11 protein-coding genes are annotated in these 11,764 nt (G+C 39.4%); 1 reads left to right on the top strand and 10 read right to left on the bottom strand.

Annotated elements, in window-relative coordinates:
- Positions 1-22 precede the first annotated feature (22 nt).
- Positions 23-1,828: a carbon starvation CstA family protein gene (locus F7731_RS12690; protein WP_151535139.1), complete on the top strand. Its 1,806-nt coding sequence runs from the start codon at positions 23-25 to the stop codon at positions 1,826-1,828.
- A 190-nt stretch (positions 1,829-2,018) separates the two neighbouring features.
- On the opposite strand, the gene F7731_RS12685 is transcribed toward F7731_RS12690, so the two are convergent.
- The 10 genes from F7731_RS12685 to F7731_RS12640 all read right to left on the bottom strand — a co-directional run bounded on the left by F7731_RS12685 (position 2,019) and on the right by F7731_RS12640 (position 11,728).
- Positions 2,019-2,294: a CC/Se motif family (seleno)protein gene (locus F7731_RS12685; RefSeq protein ID WP_151535138.1), complete on the bottom strand. Its 276-nt coding sequence runs from the start codon at positions 2,292-2,294 to the stop codon at positions 2,019-2,021.
- Positions 2,291-3,862, bottom strand: coding sequence for an AMP-binding protein (locus F7731_RS12680; RefSeq protein WP_246197203.1), 1,572 nt, complete (start codon positions 3,860-3,862; stop codon positions 2,291-2,293). Before F7731_RS12680 ends, F7731_RS12685 begins: the two co-directional genes overlap by 4 nt.
- A 3-nt stretch (positions 3,863-3,865) precedes the next feature.
- The gene (locus F7731_RS12675; protein ID WP_246197202.1) at positions 3,866-4,714 is read right to left on the bottom strand and encodes an SDR family NAD(P)-dependent oxidoreductase; all 849 of its coding nucleotides are present in this window, start codon (positions 4,712-4,714) and stop codon (positions 3,866-3,868) included.
- 123 nt (positions 4,715-4,837) lie between these two features.
- Positions 4,838-6,337, bottom strand: coding sequence for an acyl-CoA synthetase (locus tag F7731_RS12670; RefSeq protein WP_151535137.1), 1,500 nt, complete (start codon positions 6,335-6,337; stop codon positions 4,838-4,840).
- A 103-nt stretch (positions 6,338-6,440) separates the two neighbouring features.
- Complete coding sequence (gene fabG / locus F7731_RS12665; protein WP_151535136.1) at positions 6,441-7,178, bottom strand: 3-oxoacyl-ACP reductase FabG; 738 nt, start codon at positions 7,176-7,178, stop codon at positions 6,441-6,443.
- Positions 7,175-8,086: an intracellular short-chain-length polyhydroxyalkanoate depolymerase gene (gene phaZ, locus F7731_RS12660; protein ID WP_151535135.1), complete on the bottom strand. Its 912-nt coding sequence runs from the start codon at positions 8,084-8,086 to the stop codon at positions 7,175-7,177. The genes fabG and phaZ overlap by 4 nt, the downstream gene beginning before the upstream one ends.
- Before the next feature lie 29 nt (positions 8,087-8,115).
- Positions 8,116-9,117 carry a branched-chain amino acid ABC transporter permease gene (locus F7731_RS12655; RefSeq protein WP_151535134.1) on the bottom strand — a complete coding sequence of 334 codons (1,002 nt, stop codon included), beginning with the start codon at positions 9,115-9,117 and terminating at the stop codon, positions 8,116-8,118.
- Between the two features lie 211 nt (positions 9,118-9,328).
- Entirely contained in the window at positions 9,329-10,192 is an 864-nt protein-coding gene (locus tag F7731_RS12650) for a branched-chain amino acid ABC transporter permease (protein WP_151535133.1), read from the bottom strand.
- A gap of 76 nt (positions 10,193-10,268) precedes the next feature.
- Positions 10,269-10,976, bottom strand: coding sequence for an ABC transporter ATP-binding protein (locus tag F7731_RS12645; RefSeq protein WP_151535132.1), 708 nt, complete (start codon positions 10,974-10,976; stop codon positions 10,269-10,271).
- Entirely contained in the window at positions 10,973-11,728 is a 756-nt protein-coding gene (locus tag F7731_RS12640) for an ABC transporter ATP-binding protein (protein ID WP_151535178.1), read from the bottom strand. The genes F7731_RS12645 and F7731_RS12640 overlap by 4 nt, the downstream gene beginning before the upstream one ends.
- Positions 11,729-11,764: the final 36 nt, after the last annotated feature.

Genomic DNA, 11,764 nt, shown 5'->3' with positions numbered 1-11,764 from the left:
GATAAAAAGGGGGAAAGTAGAAATGAATGCGGTTACAATCGTAATTGGTGCTATTTGTATACTTTTAATTGCCTATCGCTTATACGGAACATTTATGGCAGCAAAGGTTTTAAAGCTCAATGATTCAAAGCCAACACCTGCACATAAGTTAGAAGATGGGCAAGATTATGTACCCACGAATAAATGGGTTTCCTTTGGTCACCATTTTGCGGCGATTGCTGCGGCGGGGCCGTTAGTTGGGCCAATTTTGGCAGCACAATTTGGTTATTTGCCAGGATTGCTTTGGCTGTTAATTGGAGCCGTAATCGGCGGAGCGGTCCACGACATGGTTGTCCTCTTTGCTTCCATGCGCAGAGATGGAAAATCCTTATCAGAAATCGCTAAAGAAGAGCTCGGTCCTGTTGCAGGATTCTGTACAGGCTTGGCGATGCTATTCATCATTACTATTACAATGGCAGGTCTTTCATTAGTTGTTTTAAGTGCGTTGGAAAGAAACCCGTGGGGAACATTCGCAGTAGCGATTACGATTCCAATCGCTATGGGAGTTGGTTTGTATCATAAAAAGACTGGCAACTTAAAAGTGGCAACTATAGTTGGCTTCGGTTTAATCATGCTAGCAGTATTTTTAGGGCCAAATATTCAAGGAACCGCTCTGGGCGATTTCCTTACGCTTGAAAAAAGCACGCTTGCTCTTGCTCTACCAATCTATGCTTTCTTTGCGGCTGCTTTACCAGTTTGGTTCTTACTAGCACCGCGTGATTATTTAAGTACTTTTATGAAAATTGGGGTATTCGTTGCTTTAATTATCGGAGTATTCTATGTAAATCCAGCTGTGCAATTCCCTGCACTAACTGAATTTATTAATGGCGGCGGTCCGATTATTGCAGGTCCTGTTTGGCCATTCGTTTCCATTACGATTGCTTGTGGAGCAATCTCAGGCTTCCACGCATTCGTTGGCTCAGGGACAACTCCAAAAATGATCAATCGTTGGAGTGATGTAAAAGGGGTCGCTTTCGGCTCCATGCTTGTTGAGTGTTTAGTTGCAGTTATGGCATTAATTGCAGCCGTTTCTCTACAACCTGGAGATTATTTTGCCATTAACTCAACACCAGAGAAATATGCCGCATTAGGAATGGAAACAGTCCACCTAGACAAACTTAGCGAAGAAATTGGGATGGACCTTGAAGGAAGAACAGGAGGAGCAGTAACTCTTGCTGTAGGAATGACATACATCTTCACTGAAATACCAGTTTTTAAAAAAATGGCATCATTCTTTTATCAATTTGTTATTCTTTTTGAGGCCGTCTTTATCTTAACAGCGATAGATGCGGGAACTCGTGTTGCACGCTATCTCATTCAAGATTTCGGCGGTGACTTTATTAAACCATTAAAACGGACCGATTCATTACCTGCAAATATTATTGCCAGCGCCATCGCGTGTCTTTTCTGGGGATACTTGCTTTATTCCGGAGATATTAGCTCAGTCTGGGCATTATTCGGTGTATCCAACCAATTAATGGCTTCAATCGGGCTTATTATTGGTGCAACAGTCGTTCTAAAGATTGCAGATAAACGCTGGTATATGCTGACATGCTTAGTCCCACTTGCCTACCTTTATGTAACGGTTAATGTGGCAGGATACTGGATGATTACTAATGTGTACTTAAATGCCGAAAGTGCTGGATACAACGTATTAAATGGCGTTCTTTCCATCATCATGCTTATCCTAGGATTTATTATTTTAGTTACATCCATTAACAAGTGGTTAAAGCTATTCAAAATACCGCAAGCCATTCTCGTAGAACAATCACAAAAAGAAATAGCATAAATCGAAAAGCGGAAGCACCTTGACGGAAGAACGTCGACTAAAAACCGCCACGTCCTGTGGCGAACATCGACGTCAGCACATCCTGTGCAAGTCCGACAAGGACCCTCGAGGGGCTAGGTGCTGGAACTAGACACCAAAAACATCACCCAATCTATTCGTATGATTGGGTGATGTTTTTGGTGCATGTATACTAATGAAGCTTTACTGAGATAGATTTCAGGAAGCTAAAACCCGATAATTTTAGCGCTAGTTTTTCCTTGGCCACAATTTGTTTTTGCACATATATTGCTAGATTATCAACTACATACTCTTTATATTGATGTAAGTTTTGAGGTTTTCCTGGTACCGCAACGACCTCTTGAACTCCTGGGGCACAGCATCCCTTCACGTCAAGCGTTTTTACAGTCAGCTGTTTGCCTTTAGCCTCAATCCACTTTTTGGATTCAGCGTCGATTTCAATAATCATTCATTTTCTCCCCCAGTTTCACTAACCATTCTAGTTTTAAACTGTTTTTTATCGAGCTTTCCTAATGCTGTATAGGGCATGGAATCAATGAAAACAATCTCTTTAGGCATTTGAAAACGAGCTACTCTCGGGCGTAGCCATTCGATGAGTTCTTCTTTTATAAGAGTGGTATTACCTGCGGGCTGCACAAATGCTTTTAGCCTTTGCCCAAATTGTTCATCGCTTACGCCGACAACAGCAACATCTTCTAATAGCGGATGCTTGTTAAGGATTTTCTCCAACTCAATTGGATACACATTTTCCCCGCCAGAGACAACCATATCATCCATCCTCCCACAAAGGAAATAATATCCATTTTGATCTTGGTAGCCCACATCCCCTGTCTCAATCCAGTTTGAATTCCTGTTCTTCATTGACGACTCTGACTTAACACAAAACTGGCCGACCGTGCCGGGGGGAACCTCTTTTTTATTTTGATCCAGTACTTTTAAGCGCACGCCGTTGATTATTTTTCCAATCGTATAAGGTGAATATTTTAAGTCCATTGGTGTCGCTATCATATTTAAACCGGCTTCTGATGTCCCATACAGATTGTACAAAACATCACCGAGTTGGTGGAAAACCTCAGCTGTAAGGTTTGGATTAAGCTCCGCACCACCAGAAGCAATACAAGCAAGGGTTCTTATATCTTCGGCATGATTTTTTAACATTTTATGAAGCATTAATGGCACAACAGTTACTACTTCAACTTTATGTTCACGAATGAGTCTACATGCTTTTGTTGTTTGGAAACCATTGCTGACAACGACTTTTTTCCCTAAGGCGAAAAATAAAAAAAGAACAGCTATCCCGTAGCCATGATAAATAGGTGTGGCAATATAAGCTGTATTGTAATGTATTAGTTTTAAACGAGTAAGTAAACTTAGAAAGGGATTTAAGTAATTGAATAGAGATGGCTGATGGGCCACTTCCTTTGCATTTCCTGTGGTCCCGCTCGTTAGCAGCATTAATTTGCCTGTTGACGCTCTAGGCAGCTTTCGCGTTTTGTTCACAATGGCTGTCAGAAGGCGATTGATTGCGGGCAAGTGATCATGATAACTTAACACCTTTACTTTATTAAAATTGGAATATTCAACTAGTGCAGTTAACTCAAAATCATATACAAGCAAGTCAAAATCATGCCTGTCCACTATTTGTTTTAATTGATTCTTGCTCATTTCAGTATTGAGTAAATAAATGTCTGCACCTAATCGGGAAACAGCAAAAATACCGGTAATTAACGAAGCATGATTTTTACATAGAAAAGCTGCCTTTTGTCCGCTTGCAAGGCCGTATTTTTCGAAAAAGATGAAAGACAGCTTTTCGGATCGGGATAGTAATTGCTGATAATTTATTGTTTCTTGATCATCTACTAATGCTTTTCTTTTTGAGTATGCCTTTTCTGCGAAGGATAAAAGAGTCATAACGTTCATTCCATTTTTGTAAATAGCGACGATTAACCTGTATAGTCCTATAGGGGAAAGGAGTTTAATTTGATATAGAACGTAAAAAAGCTTACATACTGGCAAAACTTATTTCCCCCTTTTACTTAAACTGATTTCGATGACCCGCTCCAAAATTCCTCGGCAAAAAACGGATGCAAGCTGTCCAAAAATGACCCACCATGGCTGATATCTTTTTCTCTTTGTATAGATCGTTTTACAAATAATTTTGGCGACATGGTTCGGGCACATCGCTGGCATTTTTTCATAGGCAGTAGTCGGTAGGATCATCGGAGTTTTAACTAATGGCAGATAAATGGATGTTGTTGAAATTCCTCTCGCATGTAATTCCGGGGCTGCAGATCGAAACCAAGTGTCGAAGGCTGATTTTGATGCTTGATAAGCAGCCCAATTAGGAAAGGGCTGCAGCATAACGTTAATAGTAGAGACGTTAATAATTTGGCCTTGTTTCTTCTCAAGTAATGGAATAACAGACAATAGTAATTGCACGGGGGCAAAGTAGTTAATCGCCATCGTCCTCGTAAAATCATGGTAACGATCTAATGAATGAAAAATGGAACGCCTAATGGATAAACCTGCATTATTCACGACTAAATCTAACCCATCAGGGAGCTTATGAATAAATGCCAACAGATCTTCCATCTCAGCTTTATTTCTAAGATCTGCACCGAAAACGCTCACTTTGGCTGCAGCTGCTTCGATCTCGTCCTTCATCGATAACAGCTTTTCTTCTCTTCTAGCTACTAAAATCATTTGGACATGGATATCCTTCAACAAATAAGCGAGCTGCTCCCCTATACCAGAGCTCGCTCCTGTTATAAGAATCGTCTTTCCTTGCAGACTACTTCTGAGCATTTCCTTATTTAAAAAGACCGCTGGAAATAAAAATCGTTCTAGTAAGTTGTATTTGTGTATCATGGCAAATCCTTTTAAAATTATTTTCATAAATAGTTTGTATCTGTACTATTCTATGAAAAAAGCGAAAACACCTTTATTCTCATTTTGATACTGCGCAAAAGATTGCGAAAGCGAGTTTTGTGCTTAATCTATACATTCATAAGTATTCTTTAATTTGTTTTTATCGATTTTCCCAACATGTGTTTTAGGAATGTTGTCGGCAAAAATGAAGTGCTTTGGAATTTTATATTTTCCTAATATTTGCTTGCAGAAATCAGTTAAATCTACATCGGTAACATATTTGTCTTTTTTCAAAGAAACAACAGCAACAACCATTTCTCCCCATTTTTCATGGGGCAAGCCGATAACAGCAACCTCATTTACTGCAGGATGTCTTTGAATGCAATGCTCTACTTCAAGCGGATAGACATTTTCTCCACCTGTAATGATCATTTCCTTTTTCCTGCTAACAATATAATGAAACCCTTCCTCATCTCGTTTTCCCAAATCACCTGTATAAAGCCAGCCATCTTTATAGACCTCAGCAGTTGCTTGCGGATTATCCCAATAATGAGTGAATACATGTTTACCACGGATAAGGAGTTCGCCTACTTCACCAACATCAGCTTCCGTTCCGTTCGTAGTCATGATTTTCACTTCATTAAAAACACAAGGTTTTCCAACAGAACCTCGTTTCAGCTTCGACATAGTTGGCTCAATAAAGAAGTTATTTGGGCCAGCCTCTGTTAGTCCATATCCTTCTTTAAATGACAGTCCTTTTTGTTCAAATGCATGGTAAATTTCAAGCGGGCAAGGTGCTCCGCCAGAAAGGAAGGTGTGCATCGTTGGAAAAGAAGTATTGTTAAAACACTCACTGTTTATAATTGTAAGGTACATCGTTGGAACCATTAATACGATTGTGCATCGTTCTTGATTCATTAACTGAATGGCCTTTTCCGACTCAAAGTCGCGACCAATGACGACTTTTCCGCCCATCATTAAAATAGGAATTGATAAAGCGTTCAGTCCACCTGTATGAAACATCGGTAAATAAGTTAATGTCGTGTCGCTGGCAGTTAAATTCCAGCTTATGATCGTGTTTATGCCATTCCACAAGATTGCTTCATGGGAAAGAACAACTCCTTTTGGTTTCCCCGTTGTTCCGCCAGTGTAAATAATGGCTAATGGGTCATTTTCACTAATATTAATTTTATGCTTGCGTTCAGGACTATTATTAGCTGTTATATTGTGGTACTTTTCTAAATCTATATTGATTACTTTCGTTTTCCTTTGATTTAGTACCAGCTTCTCCAACTTTTTGGATACGACCAGTAATTTCGGAGTACAGTTTTGTAAAATATATTCAATTTCCGCCTGAGATAATCGCCAGTTTATTGGTACGAAGATCGCGCCAATTTTTCCACAGGCAAATAATAAATCAAAATAACTGACATGATTTGGAGATAATAACGCAATTCGGTCTCCTTTTTGTATGCCGATAGAGGATAAATAGTTAGCGAGATTTTCCGCACGTTCATTCATTTCCTTATAAGTAAAACGGCAACCTTCTTCTCCATCCACAACTGCAATTGAATCTGGTAATAGCCGAGCTCGATTTGCAATCCAATCTAGTTCCCACCTCAATATGAATCTCTCCTCACATTAGGAAAAAAATAATTAAAAACGGATGATGGGTAAATAATCGATTCAAAAAAATCGAGTAGAAACTTCTACTCGATTGTTAAACTTACATCATAATTCCACCGTCAACATGTAAGGTAGTGCCATTCACATAATCAGATTCATCAGATGCTAAGTATAAATAAGCATTGGCAATATCAGATGGCTTTCCTAACCTTTGTAATGGAATGAGCTGCTTCAATTCCGCGATCACTTTATCAGGAACGGATGTGATCATACTTGTTTCAATAAAGCCGGGGGCGACTGCGTTTACATTAATCCCCTTTCTCCCTAATTCCTTCGCCCATGTTTTTGTCATCCCGACAACAGCTGCCTTCGTGGCTGCGTAATTTGTTTGGCCGACATTTCCATATACACCTGAAACAGATGAAGTATTCACAATCTTTCCTTTGCCACCTGCAATCATATGCTGTACAACTGCTTGCGTACAATTAAATACCCCAGTTAAGTTCACATCAATTACCATTTGAAAATCCTCTTGCGAAAGCTTGGTCAGCATGCCATCACGGGTAATTCCCGCATTATTGATTAGAATATCAATTTTCTCGAAACGCTTAACTACACCGATAACCATATGATCGACACTTTCACGATTGGCCACATCAGCTTGGAAGAACTCAACATCGGCACCTTGTTCTTGTAATTCCTTTGCTCGTTCTTGCCCAGTAGTATCATAGTCTACGAGAGCGACCTTTGCCCCTTCTCTTACAAATGTAATTGCAGCTTCAAGACCAAGTCCGTTTGCCGCTCCCGTAATAACGGCAACCTTGTCTTTTAATCTCATTTTGTCAGCTCCTTTTGTCGCAAAAATTGATCCATTACGTGTATAAGCATGTCTAGATTATCTATTAATGGCGAATGTCCACAGCCTTCTAATTCTACATACGTTGCAATTTCTCCTAGGTCCTCGATAATTTCTTTTGTCATGTTGTCATTCACAACTAGATCACGATCACCACGTAAAACGAGAACAGGAATATGAATATTTTTTAATAACCCATTGCCCTTTACTAAACCATTATCGTGTTCACTTATATTAAAAGTATTAAGAGAATAATAGATGTCAGCTAAATTTCTTTGTGTGAGCATATCTTCCAAATATTCATCATAATGCTCTTCACTCGGTTGATGATCCCGATAAATTAATGCATTCCAAATCCCTTTTAAAACCTCTTTATTTCTCGTGTCATAAGCGGTTTGGATTGGGATTGTTCTTGCTAAATCTTTATGAATATCATCTAATGTTTTTAGGCGATTTTGAGGATCCATCTGTCCAGCAGCATTGAGGCCATAGATTGGATAACCCCTAGTCGATGCTGAAGCTAGTAAAATCAGTTTATTGCAGAGCCCAGGGTTGTCAGCGACAAACTGCATCCCAACCGCACCGCCGGTCGACCAGCCTGCAATAGCAAAATCCTGCAAGCCTAGCTCATCAACAAAAAGCTTTACATCATCTGCGAATTCCTTAATCGAGCTTACTCGCTTATTATAAGTAGAAATTCCGAACCCTCGCATATCAACAGCGTAAATTTTGTAATCGCTTGCGAGATTTTCTATTAAAATATCCCAATGTTTTGACGAGGTCATATTTCCGTGAATAAGCAGCAATGGTTTCTCTCCGCCCTCACCCTCACGATAGCCAAGAATTTCTCCATTTGATAGTTTGACAGATTTAAGCTGAATATTAGTCATAACAAATCCCCTATTTATTATTTTTCCCTTTAGCCGGCAATTTTCTCAGACTTAACTACCTCTGCCTTCTTCCCTTTACGTTTTATCGCCCATAATTTAATCGTTCCGACAATTCCTAACGGGAAGAACATGACTGCTAAAATGTATAAAATTCCAAAAAAGATCATCCATCGTTCGAAAATCCAATGAACTTTCGCTAAACCTGTTAACCAATGATGGGCAAATTCGATTAGTCCTGCACCGATGATCGCGCCAACTAAAGTTCCGACTCCGCCAATAATGGTCATAAGAAGAGCATCTAACGTAACATCAATAGCAAATACAGATGTATTGACGAAGCGAAGAGTCAGTACGTACATGGAGCCTGCAAAGCTTGCAATAACACCGGCAACAACACTCGCAATAACTTTATAATGAATGACAGCATACCCTAATGATTCGACTCTCGGTTCATTTTCTCGAATGGCCTGGAGAACTCGACCGAGAGGCGATTGTGTAAATCGCTTTAACGCAATATATACAATAATCATGAGAAACAGTGTGACAAAATAAAGCGTCATCCGATCTTTTAGTGCATCTGGAATCGGAAAAGTAAAGCCATCATTCCCATATGTCAAAGAGCGCCATTTTTCAGCAGCAACTAAAAATAAGCCTGAAAAAGCAAGGGTTAACATCGCATAAAAGTGACTTTTTAATCGTAAGGAGAGAAGGCCGACTATATAGCTAACGACGCCTGCGATTATGGCAGCTACTAAGATGGAAAGAATTAAGATTAAGATGGTTTGGTCAAACCTTTTTAAAAAAATGCCTGTCGTATAGGCACCAATTCCGAAAAACATCGCATGACCAAATGACACAATGCCTGTAAAGCCTAGTAAAATATCATAACTCATGGCAAAAACGGCAAAAATAAAGACTTGCGTGAACAAAATAAGCATACTTTTTGAATCATTCAAAAATGGGTAACATATTAATAGAAAGGCAACCGCACAGTAGATGATATTCGTCTTTGAGGAATTTTTGGGAAGCATTTTCTCACCCCTTTACACCAAATAAAGTGAAACTTCATTCAGTGGGGGGTCTTATCCCCCACTGAATGTTAGTTGAACCAATCACGCTCAAAACGCCACATCCTGTGGCTTTCGCCTGACTAGGACATCGTGTCCGTCGTCGGGCCTTTACGGGCTGTTGGATCTCCCACTTAGAATTTTATGATTCTCACAACTTCTTAAAGTGGGAGTCTTACAGCCCGTTAATCTGCGATAATCCTTGTGGTCTAAAAATAAGCACAACAGCCATAAGCAGCATATTTACAGCAAGGGATAAGTCTGGGACATAATAAGCCATGAAGGCCCCCGACAAACCTACTAATATAGCCGCAAATAATGACCCTTTAATACTTCCCATTCCACCAATGACAACAACAATAAAGGCCAAAATGGCAAATTCCATTCCCATTTCCGCATAAATAACGCCGGAATATGGTCCAAGCAATACTCCTCCTAGTGCTGCCATGGAAGAACCAACCATGAAAACGAGCATGAAGATTTTTTTTATATTTATTCCGAGTGCTTGCACCATTTCTTTATTCATGACGCCAGCACGTACAATTAAACCGATCTTCGTCTTTTTCAAAATATAATACACGGTAAAAAACACAAGAAATCCAATGACAATGATAAACAAGCGATATTTAATCATAATCACTCCGCCAAACTCCCAGCTTCCAGCTAAGTAAGACGGTGTTTTTGCACTAAGCTGATTGGGGCCCCATACAACTTTTAACATTTCTGAAAGAACAATCATGACACCTAACGTGATTAATATTTGTTGAATATGATTGCCATATACTGGTTTGATAATGAATTTCTCCATTAATAAGCCTAAAAGAAGCCCCGCCAGTAAGGCGCAAATGATGCCCATTAAGAAGCTGCCCGTCATTGTATATGACCATATCCCTGCATATGCACCCCAGGCAAACAAACCGCCATGGGCAAAATTTAATACATCCATCAATCCGAAAATAAGCGTTAAACCTGCCGCTAAAAGAAAAATTAACATGCCCGTCGCAAGTCCATTAATAGAGAGATTAATTAATACATCCACTGGAGCTCCTCCTCTCCTTGAATCCTTTCTCACACAGGTTATTTCTACATCTTTAGTAAAACTCTTTGATTTAACCTTACGCTATACCTAAATATTGTCTTCGGATGTTTTCATCCTCTTTTAACTCTTTCATTTCGCCATGAAGAATGGTTCTGCCGTCATCAATAATATAGAAATGATCACCAATTGTACTGGCCATGATGAAGTTTTGTTCTACTAAAACAATCGTTGTTTTCGATTTCATTTCCTGGATTGACTCCATCACCTTTTCAACAACAATTGGTGCCAAGCCTTTACTTGGTTCATCGATAAGTAATAGATCATTATCGTTCACATATGCCCTTGCAATGGAGAGCATTTGCTTTTGTCCGCCGCTTAAATTACCGCCGCTTCGCTTCCAGAACTTCTTTAAATCAGGGAACAAGTTAAGAATATAATCCAGCCGTTCTTTCGTTTGCTCGTTATCCTTTTTCATCGCTACCTTCATGTTCTCTTCCACTGTCAATTCACCAAATATTCCTTGATCTTCAGGGACATATCCTATCCCTTTTGCAGCAATTTGATAAGTTGCGAGACCTGTAATGTTTTCTCCACTATATTCAATCGTTCCTTTTGCCGGTGGATTTAAGCCCATAATTGACCGTAATGTCGTTGTCTTTCCTGCGCCATTTCGACCTAATAACACCGTTACTTCCCCTCTTTTAACTTCCAATGAAACACCTTGTAAAATATGAAATTGATCGATATATGTTTCAACGGCGTCTAATTTAAGATGCAAAGTCATTCGTACAGGCCCCCTAAATAAGCAGTTTGCACCGTTTCATTATTCATAATTTCTTCGGGTGTTCCATCTGCTAGAAATCTTCCATTAAATAAAACCATTAAACTATCAGAAAGATCGAGAATCATATCCATTTTATGTTCAATCAATATGATTGTCCGATTGCCATCTGCTTTGATCTTTTTTATCACATCTAAAATGGCTGGCACCTCTTCTAGGGACATTCCTGCCGTTGGCTCATCTAAAAGAAGAACTTCCGTTTCAAGTGCTAAAAGCATCGCAATTTCTAATTTCCTCTTTTCTCCGTGGGCTAGATTTTTAGCCACAGCTCCGGCTTTATTATCGAGAAGGACAAGTCTTAAGATTTCATAAGCCTTCTCTTCAAATTGACGATATTTACGGAAATGCCTCAACATTTGATAGCGTACTCCTGCAACTGATTGGACAGCCAATCGTACATTCTCCAATACTGTTAAATTGGGAAAGACATTCGTTATTTGGAAGGAGCGGCCGATTCCCTTTCTTGTTCTTTCTGTTGGAGATAGCTTTGTAATGTCTTCCCCTTTTAAAAAGACTTGACCTTTTGTGGGGGTAAGCTGACCGCTTAATAAATTGAAAAAAGTTGTTTTTCCTGCACCATTTGGCCCAATAATGGACTTAAAATGGTTCGAAGGGACAGAAAAATTTACAGAATCAACCGCGATATGTCCACCGAAAGCTATCGTTAAATCCTTTGTTTCGATAATAGAAGTCATCATATAATTTCACCTCTTTTTACAGGAAACTGTAGA

The sequence above is a fragment of the Cytobacillus depressus genome (assembly GCF_008923245.1).
Taxonomy (GTDB): domain Bacteria; phylum Bacillota; class Bacilli; order Bacillales; family Cytobacillaceae; genus Cytobacillus; species Cytobacillus depressus.
Note: the sequence above shows the minus strand (reverse complement) of the source record. Positions and strands in the feature narration are given on the sequence as shown.

Bases quoted from the DNA above. Each gene is read 5' to 3' on its own strand.
- F7731_RS12690 (WP_151535139.1), top strand. From the start codon at position 23: ATGAATGCGGTTACAATCGTAATTGGTGCTATTTGTATACTTTTAATT.
- F7731_RS12685 (WP_151535138.1), bottom strand. From the start codon at position 2,294: ATGATTATTGAAATCGACGCTGAATCCAAAAAGTGGATTGAGGCTAAA.
- F7731_RS12675 (WP_246197202.1), bottom strand. From the start codon at position 4,714: ATGATACACAAATACAACTTACTAGAACGATTTTTATTTCCAGCGGTC.
- fabG (WP_151535136.1), bottom strand. From the start codon at position 7,178: ATGAGATTAAAAGACAAGGTTGCCGTTATTACGGGAGCGGCAAACGGA.
- phaZ (WP_151535135.1), bottom strand. From the start codon at position 8,086: ATGACTAATATTCAGCTTAAATCTGTCAAACTATCAAATGGAGAAATT.
- F7731_RS12655 (WP_151535134.1), bottom strand. From the start codon at position 9,117: ATGCTTCCCAAAAATTCCTCAAAGACGAATATCATCTACTGTGCGGTT.
- F7731_RS12645 (WP_151535132.1), bottom strand. From the start codon at position 10,976: ATGACTTTGCATCTTAAATTAGACGCCGTTGAAACATATATCGATCAA.
- F7731_RS12640 (WP_151535178.1), bottom strand. From the start codon at position 11,728: ATGACTTCTATTATCGAAACAAAGGATTTAACGATAGCTTTCGGTGGA.